We start from the raw sequence: 15,317 nt of genomic DNA, 5'->3' as shown, positions 1-15,317 counted from the left end.
TTATGGATATAACAATTGAAAATATACTTTTAATAGGTTCGTTATTGCTTTTTGTGAGTATTGTTGTGGGTAAAACTTCCTATAAATTTGGAGTGCCAACATTACTACTTTTCTTAGTGATTGGGATGTTAGCAGGTTCTGATGGTATTGTGGGGATTTATTTTGACGACCCTAAGCTAGCGCAGTTTATAGGTATTGTGTCACTTAATTTTATTTTGTTTTCAGGTGGTCTCGATACCAGTTGGAAATCGGTTAAACCAGTATTAAGAGAAGGTTTAATGTTGTCTACTTTAGGAGTATTGCTTACAGCTACTTCGCTAGGTGTTTTTGTTTGGATGGTTACCGATTTTACGATTTATGAAAGTTTATTATTAGGTTCTATTGTGTCGTCAACTGATGCTGCTGCTGTATTTTCAATTTTACGTTCTAAAAATCTTTCGTTACGCACTAATCTTCGCCCTACACTAGAGCTTGAAAGCGGAAGTAACGACCCAATGGCTTATGTGTTAACTATTGCATTTTTAACGTTGGTAGTAAATCAAGATCAAAGTGCGTGGTCAATCATCCCTTTATTTTTACAACAAATGGTTATAGGCTGTATAGCAGGTTTTGGATTTGGTAAATTGAGTAAGTTTACTATAAATACCATTAAACTAGGCTTTGAAGGGTTGTACCCAGTTTTAGCAATAGCACTAATGTTTATTACATTTTCAGCAACCGATTTTATAGGAGGTAATGGCTTTCTTGCTATTTATATTTGTGCTGTTTACTTAGGAAACCAAGACTTAATTCATAAATCTACAATTTTAAAGATGTTTGATGGGTTGGCTTGGTTAATGCAAATTGTTTTATTCCTTACCTTAGGCTTATTAGTATTTCCTTCTCAAATTGTTCCTTATATAGGTATCGGACTACTTATTTCTTTGTTTCTTATTGTTGTTGCTAGACCTATAGGTGTTTTTATTAGTTTGATGTTTTTTAAAATGAAACTAAGAAGGCGTGCTTACATCTCTTGGGTTGGATTGCGAGGAGCTGTACCTATTGTGTTTGCTACATATCCTTTGCTAGCAGGAATTGATAAAGCAAACATGATGTTTAGTATTGTATTTTTTATTTCGGTAACATCGGTTTTAATACAAGGTACAACACTTTCAGTATTTGCTAATTGGTTAAAAGTGGCTTTACCGGAAGAAACTAAAAAAATAACTGAGGTCGATAGGCTTATACTAGATTTGCCTAAATCGTCATTTCAAGAGTTTGTGATTTCACCTCGTTCTTATGCAGCTAATAAACGAATAGTTGATGTTAAGTTTCCTAAATCGGCATTTATAGTAATGATAAAAAGAGGTAAAGAATATATTAGACCTGGAGGTTCCACGGAACTGTTAGAAAATGATGTGTTAATGGTGATTGCAGATACTCAAGATGATTTTATAGAAGTGAATAGCTGTATTAGCGGGTAGTTTTTTGCAATAGCAATGTCAATTATGAAACAGTGTTTTGTATGATAAATTGATGAGTAAGTTTTCAGGATTCGTATAAAAAATAACTACTTTTAACTCTGCGAATGTATTGAAGTTTGTCTTAATACATCCAAAAATTTTAATTTTAAATAACAAGCATTTTACTTAAACATAAAACTTATAATATTTATGCAATTACTAGGAATAGGTTCTAGAATAAACCACAACGAGTACGGAAAAGGTGTAGTGACTAATGTTACATCAAAACACTATTGGGTAACTTTTATTGAAAACGGATTAGAAACTATTGATATCGATAGCGATTTTGAAGTTATAGAGCTTTGTGAAGACGATGTTGATACTATTAGTTTTTCTGAAGTTGAAAGTAGCTTAGTGCAAATTTTAAAACGTTGGAGTGATGTAAGTGAAGTAGTGCCAATTGCTGATAAATGGAAAGGCGGTAAACTTGTTATGGAACCTGGAGATACAAGTTTACAAGGAAAAGAGTTACCAATAGATACTTTTTTTCATAAGATGACAATGGTACGTGATAGATTACGTGTTATGGAACAAAAAATTAACTCCAGTAAAAATCTTGATGAGCAAGAAAAAATAGACTTACAACAATACATCACTAGAAGTTACGGTAGTTTAACAACCTTTAATGTGCTATTTAAATTAAAATCACAACAGTTTGTTGGTCAAAAAGGAGGTTAATTAATTACTAAGATTCTTTTTTGAATGCTTTTTTGATAAGGTAAATACTGATAGCAATTGGTATAACAACGCATATAACTACTGATGAGGTGGTGTAATTGCTTCCTACTCCATTAAAACTTCTTAAAAAGTCTGCAGATGCATCAAACAATTGATTTGAAAATTCTGAAAAACTTTTAACGCTTAATAGTGCAATTACTACAATGAGTGTAAATGCAATTTTTAAGTAATGACGTTTTATAATCTTATCAATAAGTATGCACCAAAACAAAGGAATAATAATATACCAAATAATAATGTTTACCTCTTTGTAGCTAAATCCTGTGAGGTTTGAGATAAAAATAAGAACATCATAAACCAGATTGAATATTTTCTTTAGCATTTACTTAGTGCCTTTAACATCTTGGAGTTCCATCCCAAAAAACATAAACTTGTGAAAGGTTGGTAGCTTTGCACCACTTTCGGTAGTTGTCCAGTCTTTCCAAGAGAGCTCTACACCATCAAAAGGGAGTTTATCATTCCACATCTTAAAACTGGTTGGCATTCCGTTAGTGTCTAATTGCCATAAATAAGTATCATCAGGTTGGTAGTTTACAAGTAATTCTTGTTTTCCGTTTACATTAACTACACTACGCGTAACACCTTCATCAAAGACTCTGTATGGTGCAACTAACCAAAATGAGTCTTCACTAAAATATGTGTAGGCTTCAGCAATCAAGTTTTTAGCTTGTTCGCCTTCAACTTTAAAATTATGAACGTAAGCTTTACTGCTGTTTAGCTCATTAAGTTTTAAATCAACTTTATATTCTTCCCAATAAACAGTACAAGAATGTTCGCTCTTTTTCCATTTATAATGCCTACGTTTTTTATAGGTCCATTCAATATACTTCGTGTTTTTATAAGCTTCATAATCAAGAGCAGTTAGCATTTTTTTTGCTAAAGCGTCAGCTTGCTCATTTTGTGTGCCAACAGGAAGGTCTTCATCATATTTAAAATACAGATACCCAAAAAGCAAAAGGCTAGGTAGAGTAATAAAAATGATTACTCCAGCAACTATTTTTAATATCTTTTTAGATGACATATATTAATTTTTGAAAGGTTAAGTTAGGCGATTTTTTTAATTGCTATTCAATTGTACGTTGACTATTAAATTATTTCGATTAAAAGCCATCAGCAGTATCATCTCCTCGATGATCAGCTCCAGCTTCTAAGGTGCCATCATCTAATACTAAAATAGCATCTACTCTTGCGGTAATAGGAGGGGCTTCTTCATTGATAGGATAACCGTTTTTTTGAAGTTGTTGTTTAAGTTCATCAGGAAAACGGTTAACTTCCATTCTAATTTCATCAGGTAACCATTGATGGTGAAAACGAGGAGCATCTACAGCTTGTTGCATTGTCATCCCAAATTCCTCAACATTTAATATAGTTTGTAATACTGAAGTAATAATGGTTGATCCTCCTGGAGTTCCAAGCACCATGTGTAATTCGCCTTCTTTTTCAACAATTGTAGGTGTCATAGCGCTTAACATGCGTTTTTGTGGTGCAATACTATTGGCTTTAGCACCAATGAGGCCATACACATTAGGAACTCCTGGTTTGCTGCTAAAATCGTCCATTTCATTATTAAGAAAAAAACCTAGTTCATCAACATACAGTTTTGAACCATAAGCACCATTGAGTGTTGTTGTAACAGATACAGCATTCCCAAATTGATCTACAATAGAATAGTGCGTGGTTTGGTCACTTTCATAACCTGGAATTATTCCATAAGATAGAGAATCGGAAATGGTAGGACTCTTAAATGAAAAATCACTCATGCGCTCCTGTAAGTATACATCACTCAACAAATGATTGGTTGGAATATCTACAAAATCAGGATCGCCTAAATAAAAACTACGGTCAGCATAAGCACGACGTTCTGCTTCAACAATTACTTTAATAGCTTTTAACGAATTATGTCCATGCTGTTGAATGTCGAAAGGCTCAATCATTTTCATAATTTGCGCTAGACAAATACCACCACTCGAAGGAGGAGACATAGAAACTACTTTAATGTCTTTGTAGTTAAAAGCAATTGGATCTCGCCATTTAGCTTCATAGAGTTCTAAATCTTCAAGTGTTATAATTCCACCTTTTTGACTTAAAAAATCAACCAAGTGTTTCGCTGTTTCACCTTTATAAAACTCATCTTTTCCTTTGCTAGCTATACGTTTTAAGGTTTCAGCAAGTTTAAGGTTTTTAATGGAGTCGTTAGCTTTAGTGTGTTTTGAAAACAGTATTTCTTTTTCATTAACAGCTTTGAAAATACTGTCATATTCTGTAAAGCGTTGTTGCTGTTTTTCAGTAATGACAAAACCATTATTTGCTAAGTCAATTACAGGCTGAAGGATTTCAGTAACAGGTAAAGAACCAAATTTTTCGTGAGCCGCAAAAATGCCTGCTATAGTACCAGGAACTCCAACCGCAAAAGCACCAACTGTACTTTTGTTTTTTATAACATTACCTTCTTCATCAAGATACATGTTTTTTGTTGCTGCTAAAGGAGCTTTTTCTCTATAATCCAAAGCGCCAAAAGTGCCATCGTTGAGTCTGTAAACCATAAATCCGCCACCTCCAAGGTTGCCTGCATAAGGGTAAGTTACAGCCAAAGCCATTTCAGTAGCCATCATAGCATCAAATGCATTACCACCTTTTTTTAGAATATCTGTTCCTATTTTTGAAGCTTCAGCTCTTGCTGAAACTACCATAGCTTTTGAAGTGATTAAACCTCTTTGCGTTTTGGGTTGGTTTTTTTTCTTAGAGTTTTCGTTACAAGAAATTAAAGTGATACAGAAGAGTGAGAACAGAATGAGTTTTTTCATTTATGCTGAAATGTTTTTGTTATGTCTATTCGTTTTTGCTTGGTAAAGGATCTTAATTCTTCAAAAAAAGAAGTGAATTCACTTTCAAACTCAGCGTAGTATTGCTTAAGTTCGTTAGTAGCAGTGTTCATACCAGAAATGTTTTTAGTACGACGGTTCATACCATCCAAAACGCGTTGAATACCTTCAATTTTAGCATAACTTAACAACCAGTTGTCAGCTATCATGTGTGGTAACATTCGTTGTGTACGATTGGGAAGCATTTCAAAATTAGCTTCTAACGAATCATAAAACTGTTCAACATAAACTTCTAAAGGAACATTGGAATAGTCTTTCCAGTTTTTTGCTAAAAAATGATCGTACAAAATATCAACTATTACACCACTGTAATGACTGTAGTTTTTATGTAAGCGTTTTGTGCTCTGTCTTACAATAGGATGTGCATCAGTATATGTGTCAATTTCGCGATGTAGTAGAATGCCTATTTGAACATCAACTGGGAATTTTTTATACGATTTTCCTCTAATACCATCAGCAATAAAATTACCAATAGTTACAAATTCGTTGTCTCCAGAAAGGTATATATGAGCTAGAAAATTCATAGGTCGAATTTACGAATTACGATTTTAGGTTTACGGTTTTGAAATGGTATATTTGCTAAAAATAAGAATAAATTCATGACACTTATAAAATCTATTTCAGGAATACGAGGTACAATTGGCGGACAAGTTGGTGAAAACTTAACACCTATTGATGCTGTAAAATTTGCTTCGGCTTATGGTACGTGGTTAAAACAACAACGCCAAAAAGAAAATTACAGAGTAGTAGTTGGTAGAGATGCTAGAATTTCAGGTGAAATGATACAGAACTTAGTAATGAACACTTTGGTAGGTTTAGGAATTCATGTTATAGATTTGGGCTTGTCCACAACACCAACGGTTGAGGTTGCTGTACCTATGGAGCATGCTGATGGAGGCATCATTTTAACCGCAAGTCATAATCCAAAACAATGGAATGCTTTAAAGTTGTTGAATGCTAAGGGTGAATTTTTGAATGGTGCTGAAGGTGCTAAGATTTTAGAAATTGCTGAAAATGATAGCATGACTTTTTCTGATGTTGATAGTTTAGGAAAAATCACAAAAAACCAAGCGTATATTGATATGCACATTGATGAGGTTTTAAATTTACCTTTGGTAGATAAAAAAGCCATAGAATCGGCTAACTTTAAAGTGGTAGTTGATGGTGTAAATTCTACAGGAGGTATTGCAATTCCATTATTGTTAGACCGATTGGGAGTGCATACCGTAAAACTATATTGCGAACCTAACGGACAATTTCCGCATAATCCAGAACCTTTAAAGGAGCATTTAACCGACTTATCAGAAGCTGTTGTAAAAGAACGTGCAGATTTAGGAATAGTAGTAGATCCTGATGTTGACCGTTTAGCCTTTATGGATGAAAATGGCGACATGTTTGGAGAAGAATACACCCTTGTAGCTTGTGCAGATTATGTGTTGAGCAAAACTCCGGGAAATACTGTGAGCAATATGAGTTCTACAAGAGCATTACGTGACGTTACTGAAAAGCATGGAGGAACTTATGAAGCTAGTGCAGTAGGAGAGGTGAACGTTGTGGAGCTTATGAAAAAAAATAATGCCATTATAGGTGGAGAAGGTAATGGAGGAATCATTTATCCTGAATTACATTATGGTCGTGATGCTTTAGTTGGGATTGCGTTGTTTTTAAGCTTGTTGGCACAAAAGAAAAAGATGCGAGTAAGTGAGTTAAAGGCAACTTATCCTTTGTATTATATGAGCAAAAAGAAAATAGAATTAACACCAGAATTGGATGTTGATGGTATTTTAAAGCAAATGGAAGCTAAGTATAGCCATGAAAAACTTACCACTATTGATGGTGTAAAAATTGATTTCAGTAATAGTTGGGTGCATTTAAGAAAGAGTAATACTGAGCCTATTATTAGAATTTATACTGAAGCGCCTTCACAAGAAGAAGCTGATACTTTAGCAGATAAAATCATTTCAGAAATTAAAGCTATTAGTAATTAGTAAAAGAACTTCCGTAGAAAAATTAGTAACTTTATCTTTTAAATCACAGACTTATGCTGACGACTGAAATGACTCATAACACCACTGAATTAGAACAGTATTTTCAACAATTCAGACAGCATATTATAGGAATTGACCAAGAGTTTCAATCGCCTTTTGGAACTCAAAAAATCATATATACCGACTGGACTGCATCAGGACGTTTGTACAGACCTATTGAAAACAAAATAGCTAATGATTTTGGACCTTTTGTAGCCAATACACATACTGAAACCACTGTTTCAGGTACTGCAATGACTAAAGCGTACCATAAAGCACGTCAAATTATAAAGAAACATGTTAACACCAATGAAGACGATGTGTTGATTGTATGTGGTAGTGGAATGACAGATGCTGTAAATAAGTTTCAACGTATTTTAGGTTTGAAAGTGCCTGAAAACCTTAAGAGTTACACTGCTGTTCCTGACGAAATGAAACCAGTGGTTTTTATCACACATATGGAACATCACTCTAATCAAACATCATGGTTAGAGACCATCGCAAAGGTTGAGGTAATTCCACCAGGAGAAGAAGGATTATTCAGTTTAGAAAATCTTGAAAAATTACTACATCAATACAAAGACAGAACCTTAAAAATAGCTTCGGTAGTTGGAGGTTCTAATGTTACAGGAATTGAAACACCTTATCACGATATTGCAAAATTAATGCATCAACATGGAGGCGTTTGTTTTGTGGATTTTGCTTGTTCAGCACCTTATGTAGATATTGATATGCATCCTAAAGACGAAGCAAAAGCCTTAGATGCTATTTTCTTTTCACCTCATAAGTTTTTGGGTGGACCAGGAACTTCAGGTGTGTTGATTTTCAATAAGAAATTGTATAAAAATATGATTCCTGATTGTCCAGGAGGAGGTACTGTAAGTTGGACTAATCCTTGGGGAGAACATAAGTATTTTGATAATATTGAAGATAGAGAAGATGGTGGAACACCAGGTTTTCTTCAAACTATTAAAACTGCTTTAGCGATTAAATTGAAGGAGCAAATGGGAGTTGACAATATGCTAAAACGAGAGCATGAGCTATTGACTACGCTTTTTAATGAATTGGGCAATGTTGAACACTTAAATATTTTAGCAGGTCAACATGAAGAAAGACTAGGCGTATTTTCGTTTTATATTGATGATTTACACTATAATTTAGGCGTAAAACTACTTAATGATCGTTTTGGAATTCAAACACGTGGAGGCTGCAGTTGTGCAGGAACTTATGGACATTATTTGTTGCATGTAGATTATGATACTTCTCACGAGTTAACTCAAGAAATTTCATTGGGAGAGCTAACGCGAAAACCAGGTTGGATACGACTTTCTATTCACCCAACAACAACAACTGAAGAAGTAAATTATGTTTGCGAAAGCTTAAAAGCATTGGTAGCAAACCATAAGGTTTGGGCAGAAGATTACAACTACAATAAGATGACCAATGAGTTTATTCATAAGAACGCGACAAACTCAAATAACACACCAATTGACGATTGGTTTAAGTTGTAATTATAAAAACTTTTCAGGCACTTTGTCTCTATGTTTCCAACGTTTGTGAGTCCATAGGTAATACTCTGGAGCTTCATAGATTTGTTGTTCTACAAGCTTTAAAAAGATATCAGTGATTTCGTAGTCTTTATATTCTTTTGGATTTAGTGTAATAGTTTCAAAAGTGGTTTCATAATATCCACGTTTTAGCTTTTTCACTTTAAAAAATACTACAGCCATATCTAGTTTTTTGGCTAGCATTTCAGCTCCAGTATATACAGGTACTTTTAAGCCCATAAATTCATTCCAGTGAAATGCTTTACTAGGCTTAGGTGATTGGTCTGATACAAATCCGTTTATCGTTAAAATCCCTTTTCGTTTTAAGTCAATAAGCGTTGGTACAGTCTCTTTTGTAGTGATAAGGTAGCTGTTGTATTTGGCACGAATACGTTTTACTAATCGGTCAAAATATTTATTAGCTAATCTCTTGTAGACAGCATTTCCTCTATATTTTACATAAGTTTGAAGAATAAATATCCACTCCCAACTCCCATAATGCGCACACATTAAAATGATACTTTTATTTTGCTCTTCAATAGCTTTTATAACATCGATATTAGTAAAGGTGAAACGTTTTTTCATTTCAGCTTCAGATATGGTCATGGACTTAATAGACTCCACAATCATGTCGCATAAGTGGTGGTAAAAAACTTTGGTAATTCTATTAATTTCTTCTTTTGATTTATCAGGAAATACTAATCGAAGATTTTCTTTTACAGTCTTTTTTCGGTAACCAAAAATGCGAAAGACAAAAAGATATACAAAATCAGAAAATGCATACAGTAGTCTGAATGGTAAAATAGAAATAAGCCATAAAAAGGGATAAACCAGAATGTAAACTAGAAATTGCATTTTTTAGTATTAGATTTGCATCAGCAAATATATGTTATATTCTATTTAAACGTTTACAGTTTATGGGTAATTTAAGTTTAGTTACAATTGTTATTATTGCTGCCAATGTTATTATTTCTTTTAAAGGACTTAATGATTATGGCTTTTTTGAGCGCTATAAATTTAATGTAGGAAGTATAAAACGAGGAGAACAAATACGCATGTTTAGTTCTGGATTTTTACATGTAGATACAATGCACTTGTTTTTCAATATGTTTACCCTATACTTTTTTGCCGATGTTGTTATTGCTTATTTAGGCAGTTTAAACTTTATTATAGTATATATTGCCAGTTTAATTTTAGGTAGCTTACTCTCTTTATATTTTCATAAAGATGAATATTATTACAGTGCAGTAGGAGCAAGTGGAGCTGTTACTGGTGTGTTATATTCTGCAATATTATTGGAGCCTAATATGGGACTTTATATGTTTTTTGTTCCAATTCCAATACCTGGATATATTTTTGGGATTGGGTATCTTTTATATTCTATATACGGAATGAAAAACAGAATAGGAAATATAGGACACGATGCGCATTTTGGTGGAGCAGTAGGAGGCTATATTGTAACTCTAATGCTGGCACCTTGGTTGTTTGAAACCAATTTGTTATTTGTAGGTTTATTAGCTGTGCCAATACTTATTTTATTTGTGATGCATAAAACAGGAAAGTTATAAAACAAAAAAGCCTTCAATTATGAAGGCTTTTTTGTTTTAGTGCTTGTGCGTTGTTAATCTAATAATTCAGCAATTTTATTTTCTAAAGCTGGACCTCTGAGGTTTTTTGCTATAATTGTTCCTTCTTCATCTAAAATGTAAGTTGCAGGAATAGAATTAATCGCATATTGTTTAGCTACAGGATCGTTAAAATAAGCTAGGTTAGATACATGATGCCAAGTTAATTTGTCTTTTTCAATAGCGCTTAACCATCTGTCTTTTTGACCTTGCTTATCTAAAGACACACCAATAATTTCAAGACCTTTGTCGTGGTATTTTTCGTAGACTTTTACCACGTTAGGGTTTTCTCTTCTGCAAGGTCCACACCATGAAGCCCAAAAGTCGATAATAGTTACTTTTCCTCTCATATCTTTTAAGGCAAGCATTTTTCCATCTGGGTCTGGTGCTGAAAACTCAGGAGCAGCTTTTCCTATTTCAAGGTTTGCTAAACGTTCTTTTTCTTGTTTTTTGGTTATTATTCTAGTGTTAACTCTCATTCCGTAGATTGATTGTTTAATGTCACTTTCAAGATTGTTAAATGCATTGCTGAGTTTGTCTAAATCGGTATTGTTACCTCCTAATAACGATTCAATCAATACTAAAGAGAAGAAGTTGTCATTGTTTTTATTTATGAACTCAAAAGGATAACTCATCATTTCGTTAGTGAGCTTGTCTAGATCTTCTTTGATTAGTTTAGTTTTTGCAGAATCTGTACCTCTTTCAGCTTGTCTATGATTCATGCTTAAGGTTCTGCGTTTTTGAGAAAGCTCTTTTACTTTAAGATTATATTCTTCAAAGGCTTTATTGGACTTTGTTCCTGATACTTTAGTAGTATGCATACTGTCCTTTTCAACCTGTATGTTTATAACTCCATTTTCAATCATAAAAGGTTTGCTTCCAGGAACACTATTTACTTGTAAGAACCACATTTGAGGGTTTTCAATTTTGCCTTCAAACTTAAATTTCTCATCTACAATTATAGCTGTGTCCTTAAACATTTCTTTTCCTTTGTCATCTCTAGATTTTAAGTACACTCTAATACCATTTAAAACCCCTTTGGCAGTTCCGTTTACTACATATCCATCAGGCTTTTCGGTAGTTTCACAAGCAGTTAGTAATAAGCTTACTAATAGAAAACCAAGTATTTTTTTCATTTTATATTCTTTTTAAAGTTGCACAAATATACTAATGAATATAGGAGAATGTCAATGGTTTTTTCTTAATAAAATCCTAAAGAAACTAGGTTCAATTAGTGAGTACTAGTAATTTTACAATACTTTTGTTAAAAATTATATCAAAGATGTTTCATCAAGATACTATTGTAGCTTTGGCAACACCATCAGGGAGTGGTGCAATAGCTATTATACGACTTTCTGGAAAGGACGCTATAGCAATAGCAGATAGTTGTTTTCAATCAGTAAAAAACAATAAGTCACTTAAAGACCAAGCGACACATACCATACATTTAGGACATATTGTAGAGGATAAACGAGTGTATGATGAAGTATTAGTTTCGGTATTTAAAAATCCAAACTCTTACACAGGAGAAGACGTGGTTGAAGTGTCTTGTCATGGTTCAGCCTATATACAACAGGAGATTATTCAGTTGTTTCTTAGAAAAGGTTGCCGAATGGCCAATGCAGGTGAGTTTACGCTACGTGCCTTTTTAAATGGAAAGCTTGATTTAAGTCAAGCAGAAGCTGTTGCAGACCTAATAGCTAGTGATAACGAAGCGTCTCATCAAATTGCTATGCAACAAATGCGAGGTGGTTTTTCGAGTGAGATTGCAAAGTTGAGAGAAGAGCTTTTAAATTTTGCATCTTTAATTGAATTAGAGCTTGATTTTGCTGAAGAAGATGTTGAGTTTGCAGATCGTACACAGTTTAAAAGTTTAGTTGACCGTATTGTATTTGTATTAAAACGTTTGATAGACTCGTTTGCTGTTGGAAATGTCATCAAAAACGGAATACCTGTAGCCATTGTGGGTGAACCAAATGTTGGAAAATCTACTTTATTGAACGCGCTATTGAATGAAGAGCGTGCTATTGTGAGTGATATTGCAGGTACTACAAGAGATACTATAGAGGATGAGCTATCTATAGGAGGTATTGGGTTTCGATTTATAGATACTGCAGGTATAAGAGAAACAGAAGATGTTGTTGAAAGTATTGGAATTAAAAAGACTTTTGAAAAGATTGAACAATCTCAAGTCACAATCTACCTCTTTGACAGTACAAAAGGGATTACCGACTTAAAATCGATACAAATAGAACTTGAAAAAATAAAAAATAAGTACCCTCAAAAACCTTTGCTTATTATTGCCAACAAGATAGATTTACTTGATGACAGCCAACTTGCCACATTACAGCAACAGATTGAAGGCGTGCAGTTACTCTCAGCAAAAACAGGTTTTGGTGTAGAGCAATTAACCGATTCGTTATTGAATTTAATTAATACAGGTGCTCTTCGTAACAACGAAACTATTGTAACTAACACTCGTCATTATGATGCTCTTTTAAAGGCTTTTGAAGAGGTGCAAAAAGTGAAGTATGGACTAGACTCTGGGCTTTCAGGAGATTTATTGGCTATTGATATACGACAAACGCTTTACCACTTTGGTGAGATTACAGGTGAGATTACTAATGATGACTTGCTGGGTAATATTTTTGCTAATTTCTGTATCGGGAAGTAATAGTGTTGTCAACATTTATAAAGTCCTGAAAGTACTTTATTTGCTCTAATTCTTAGTCATAATTGAGGTTTGATATTCTCTAGGTGTCATAGCTACTTCTTTTTTAAAGGCATTGTAAAAAGCAGAAGAGGTATTAAATCCTACATCGTAAGCGAGATCCTCAATTTTTTCGTTCATGAATTCAGGTTGTGATAGTTTATCTCTTACAGCTTTAATTCTAAAACTATTGATGACTTCAGGGAAACTTTTGTTATATATTTTTTTTGTAGCTCTAGAAACTAAGTAATTAGGAGCATCAATCGCTTCAGCAAATTGTGCTAATGTGATACCAGGTTGATAATAAATCTTGTCGTCTTCCATTGCCTTTGTAATTTTTCTTATCATTTTTTCTGGTATAACTTTAGAACTTGATTTTTTTACAACTGAAGGCGATTGTAATGCATAGAAAAATAAAAAGTAAATAACTATTGAAGAAAGGGCAATACCTGTTGCATATGCTGAAATTGTTTCTCCTAAAAGCTGATAAATCAATACTGCGGATAAAGCTACTAAACCATAAAACAAAGCTTTATGCCATTTAGTTAAATTATTTTCTTTTGGTTTTGAAATGAATGTAATAGCAGATATTACTAGATAGGTAGCAAAACTAACGTTAGCTAATAAATACATATCATATGCAAAATTGCTATTGATGAGTATGATAACAAAACCAATCACTGGGAATAAAACATGTAATAATAGAATTGGCTTTAAGGTTTTATGATTGTTTTTATTAAGCGAAAGATAAGTAAAAGCCAAAGGTCCAATAAGAGCAAACCCTAAAAAGCCTAAAGCAGTTCCAATAGGTGAAATTTCTGGTAAGACATAATAAAAAATAGACTTTAAAATTCTTAGCGCAATAGCTATGAACAACAGTCCTAAAGTCAAATCTTGTAGATTGGATTCTTTCCTAATAAACAAAAAATAACTAGCCAAAAGGATACTAGAGGTAACTGCAATACTTGAAAAAACTATTAACGCTATTGATGTGTCCATCCTACCTTTTTTACAAATATATTTATTCGATTTCAAATGATTCTGTTAAAATCCTCATAAAAATATCTCCACATTTCACGAATTAGGAGATTAAACAACCTTTATCAGCATAGTTTAGCTTAAAATTTAAAAAAAACTAAACATGAATAAATCGTTTGTATTTTCAGCTATTACATTGTTGTGCACCATAAGTCTATATGCGCAATTTCACACTTTAAGTATACCTCAAACCAGCCCTAAGATTCAAGAGAGCCAAATGCTTGGAGTCACAAAAATCACAATAGATTATAGTAGTCCAGCATTAAAAGGTAGGGATGTTTGGAACAACTCAGGTATCATTCCACAGCAAGGTAATCCTATTCCATGGAGAGCAGGAGCTAACATGGCAACTGTTATTGAATTTAGTACAGATGTGAAAATTGAAGGTAAATTATTAAAATCTGGAAAATATGGATTTCATATAATACCTAAAGGTGACACCTATGATTTATTATTCGCACACAATTATGACCAATGGGGAAGTTATTATTTAGATGTAGAAAATGATGTTAGCCTTCGGGTTTCTGTATCATCGGAATCTTGTCCGAAGTCAGAACAACTTGACTACGAGTTTTTAAATCGAACTGAAAACACATTGGTTATCGGATTAGAATGGGACGAAAAACGAATTCCATTTACTGTAGAAGTTGATTTAAATACAACTGTTGTGGAAAGTTTTAGAAGCGAATTGCGAGGTATTAACACGTATCATTGGCAGTCATGGAACGATGCTGCATCATGGTGTTTAGAACATAATACCAATTTAGAAGAAGCACTGCAGTGGGTGAATCGATCAATAGATGGAGGTTATGGAGGTTTTGCAGCAGATAAGAATTTAACAAATATCTCAACAAAGATCAGATTGTTAACAAAGTTGAACAAAACTGAAGAAGCCAAAACGACTATAGCAGAAGCAAAGCAATTGAATGCTACAGTTTATGAGGCTAATGGTTTTAGCAGATTCTTGCTTCAAAATGGTTTTTATCAGGATGCATTAGAGTATTGTAATGCTTCACTTAAATCAAATCCTGATACGTGGTTTTTAGAGTTAAATAGAGGGCTTAGTCAATATTTCTTGAACAATAAGAAAGCTGCATTAAAAGATGTCAGAAAAGCACTAAAGACAGCACCAGAACAATTTCAATCACGATTAAAGGAAATTATTGTCGAAATTGAAAATAACACTTACAAATTGCCAAGAAGCTGAAGAAATCTTTGAATGAAATGGGAAGAGTTTGTGAGATTAAA

The 15,317-nt window shown here is 33.4% G+C and carries 14 protein-coding genes; 7 read left to right on the top strand and 7 right to left on the bottom strand.

The window, feature by feature from the left end; translation table 11 throughout:
• Window positions 1–2 precede the first annotated feature (2 nt).
• Entirely contained in the window at window positions 3–1,463 is a 1,461-nt protein-coding gene (locus DMZ43_RS08870) for a potassium/proton antiporter (RefSeq protein ID WP_131507551.1), read from the top strand.
• Between the two features lie 189 nt (window positions 1,464–1,652).
• A complete protein-coding gene (locus DMZ43_RS08865) occupies window positions 1,653–2,180 on the top strand; it encodes a hypothetical protein (protein WP_131507549.1) in 528 nt (175 codons plus the stop codon).
• A 7-nt stretch (window positions 2,181–2,187) separates the two neighbouring features.
• On the opposite strand, the gene DMZ43_RS08860 is transcribed toward DMZ43_RS08865, so the two are convergent.
• The 4 genes from DMZ43_RS08860 to DMZ43_RS08845 all read right to left on the bottom strand — a co-directional run bounded on the left by DMZ43_RS08860 (window position 2,188) and on the right by DMZ43_RS08845 (window position 5,646).
• The gene (locus tag DMZ43_RS08860; RefSeq protein ID WP_131507547.1) at window positions 2,188–2,562 is read right to left on the bottom strand and encodes a hypothetical protein; all 375 of its coding nucleotides are present in this window, start codon (window positions 2,560–2,562) and stop codon (window positions 2,188–2,190) included.
• Window positions 2,563–3,261 (bottom strand): hypothetical protein, encoded by a 699-nt coding sequence (locus DMZ43_RS08855; RefSeq protein WP_131507545.1) that lies wholly within the window; start codon window positions 3,259–3,261, stop codon window positions 2,563–2,565.
• Between the two features lie 79 nt (window positions 3,262–3,340).
• Window positions 3,341–5,044, bottom strand: a complete 1,704-nt coding sequence (gene ggt, locus DMZ43_RS08850; RefSeq protein WP_131507543.1) for a gamma-glutamyltransferase — start codon at window positions 5,042–5,044, stop codon at window positions 3,341–3,343.
• Window positions 5,041–5,646, bottom strand: a complete 606-nt coding sequence (locus tag DMZ43_RS08845) for an ACP phosphodiesterase (protein WP_131507541.1) — start codon at window positions 5,644–5,646, stop codon at window positions 5,041–5,043. The genes ggt and DMZ43_RS08845 overlap by 4 nt, the downstream gene beginning before the upstream one ends.
• 75 nt (window positions 5,647–5,721) lie before the next feature.
• On the opposite strand from DMZ43_RS08845, the gene glmM reads away from it, so the two are divergent.
• Window positions 5,722–7,110, top strand: coding sequence for a phosphoglucosamine mutase (gene glmM / locus DMZ43_RS08840; RefSeq protein ID WP_131507539.1), 1,389 nt, complete (start codon window positions 5,722–5,724; stop codon window positions 7,108–7,110).
• Between the two features lie 53 nt (window positions 7,111–7,163).
• Window positions 7,164–8,660: an aminotransferase class V-fold PLP-dependent enzyme gene (locus tag DMZ43_RS08835; RefSeq protein ID WP_131507538.1), complete on the top strand. Its 1,497-nt coding sequence runs from the start codon at window positions 7,164–7,166 to the stop codon at window positions 8,658–8,660.
• Here the strand turns inward: DMZ43_RS08835 and DMZ43_RS08830 are convergent, their stop codons facing one another.
• Entirely contained in the window at window positions 8,661–9,551 is an 891-nt protein-coding gene (locus DMZ43_RS08830; RefSeq protein ID WP_131507536.1) for a lysophospholipid acyltransferase family protein, read from the bottom strand.
• Between the two features lie 62 nt (window positions 9,552–9,613).
• Here DMZ43_RS08830 and DMZ43_RS08825 point away from each other — a divergent pair, with 62 nt between their 5' ends.
• Complete coding sequence (locus DMZ43_RS08825; protein WP_129760598.1) at window positions 9,614–10,264, top strand: rhomboid family intramembrane serine protease; 651 nt, start codon at window positions 9,614–9,616, stop codon at window positions 10,262–10,264.
• A gap of 53 nt (window positions 10,265–10,317) precedes the next feature.
• Here the strand turns inward: DMZ43_RS08825 and DMZ43_RS08820 are convergent, their stop codons facing one another.
• Window positions 10,318–11,457, bottom strand: coding sequence for a TlpA disulfide reductase family protein (locus DMZ43_RS08820; RefSeq protein ID WP_131507534.1), 1,140 nt, complete (start codon window positions 11,455–11,457; stop codon window positions 10,318–10,320).
• Between the two features lie 146 nt (window positions 11,458–11,603).
• Here DMZ43_RS08820 and mnmE point away from each other — a divergent pair, with 146 nt between their 5' ends.
• Window positions 11,604–12,995: a tRNA uridine-5-carboxymethylaminomethyl(34) synthesis GTPase MnmE gene (gene mnmE, locus DMZ43_RS08815; protein ID WP_131507532.1), complete on the top strand. Its 1,392-nt coding sequence runs from the start codon at window positions 11,604–11,606 to the stop codon at window positions 12,993–12,995.
• 45 nt (window positions 12,996–13,040) lie between these two features.
• Here the strand turns inward: mnmE and DMZ43_RS08810 are convergent, their stop codons facing one another.
• The gene (locus DMZ43_RS08810) at window positions 13,041–14,030 is read right to left on the bottom strand and encodes a helix-turn-helix domain-containing protein (RefSeq protein ID WP_131507530.1); all 990 of its coding nucleotides are present in this window, start codon (window positions 14,028–14,030) and stop codon (window positions 13,041–13,043) included.
• 142 nt (window positions 14,031–14,172) lie between these two features.
• Here DMZ43_RS08810 and DMZ43_RS08805 point away from each other — a divergent pair, with 142 nt between their 5' ends.
• A complete protein-coding gene (locus DMZ43_RS08805; RefSeq protein WP_131507529.1) occupies window positions 14,173–15,276 on the top strand; it encodes a DUF2911 domain-containing protein in 1,104 nt (367 codons plus the stop codon).
• The last annotated feature ends 41 nt before the right edge of the window (window positions 15,277–15,317 follow it).

Source organism: Meridianimaribacter sp. CL38, from assembly GCF_004328055.1.
In the GTDB taxonomy this organism is placed as follows: domain Bacteria; phylum Bacteroidota; class Bacteroidia; order Flavobacteriales; family Flavobacteriaceae; genus Gaetbulibacter_B; species Gaetbulibacter_B jejuensis.
The sequence above is the reverse complement of the archived record's forward strand: the minus strand, read 5'-3'. Positions and strand labels throughout refer to the sequence as shown.

What these genes read in the sequence shown, in the direction of transcription:
- DMZ43_RS08855 (WP_131507545.1), bottom strand. Translation starts at nt 3,261, where the DNA reads ATGTCATCTAAAAAGATATTAAAAATAGTTGCTGGAGTAATCATTTTT.
- ggt (WP_131507543.1), bottom strand. Translation starts at nt 5,044, where the DNA reads ATGAAAAAACTCATTCTGTTCTCACTCTTCTGTATCACTTTAATTTCT.
- DMZ43_RS08845 (WP_131507541.1), bottom strand. Translation starts at nt 5,646, where the DNA reads ATGAATTTTCTAGCTCATATATACCTTTCTGGAGACAACGAATTTGTA.
- DMZ43_RS08860 (WP_131507547.1), bottom strand. Translation starts at nt 2,562, where the DNA reads ATGCTAAAGAAAATATTCAATCTGGTTTATGATGTTCTTATTTTTATC.
- DMZ43_RS08870 (WP_131507551.1), top strand. Translation starts at nt 3, where the DNA reads ATGGATATAACAATTGAAAATATACTTTTAATAGGTTCGTTATTGCTT.
- DMZ43_RS08825 (WP_129760598.1), top strand. Translation starts at nt 9,614, where the DNA reads ATGGGTAATTTAAGTTTAGTTACAATTGTTATTATTGCTGCCAATGTT.
- glmM (WP_131507539.1), top strand. Translation starts at nt 5,722, where the DNA reads ATGACACTTATAAAATCTATTTCAGGAATACGAGGTACAATTGGCGGA.
- mnmE (WP_131507532.1), top strand. Translation starts at nt 11,604, where the DNA reads ATGTTTCATCAAGATACTATTGTAGCTTTGGCAACACCATCAGGGAGT.
- DMZ43_RS08830 (WP_131507536.1), bottom strand. Translation starts at nt 9,551, where the DNA reads ATGCAATTTCTAGTTTACATTCTGGTTTATCCCTTTTTATGGCTTATT.
- DMZ43_RS08810 (WP_131507530.1), bottom strand. Translation starts at nt 14,030, where the DNA reads ATGGACACATCAATAGCGTTAATAGTTTTTTCAAGTATTGCAGTTACC.
- DMZ43_RS08805 (WP_131507529.1), top strand. Translation starts at nt 14,173, where the DNA reads ATGAATAAATCGTTTGTATTTTCAGCTATTACATTGTTGTGCACCATA.
- DMZ43_RS08835 (WP_131507538.1), top strand. Translation starts at nt 7,164, where the DNA reads ATGCTGACGACTGAAATGACTCATAACACCACTGAATTAGAACAGTAT.
- DMZ43_RS08865 (WP_131507549.1), top strand. Translation starts at nt 1,653, where the DNA reads ATGCAATTACTAGGAATAGGTTCTAGAATAAACCACAACGAGTACGGA.
- DMZ43_RS08820 (WP_131507534.1), bottom strand. Translation starts at nt 11,457, where the DNA reads ATGAAAAAAATACTTGGTTTTCTATTAGTAAGCTTATTACTAACTGCT.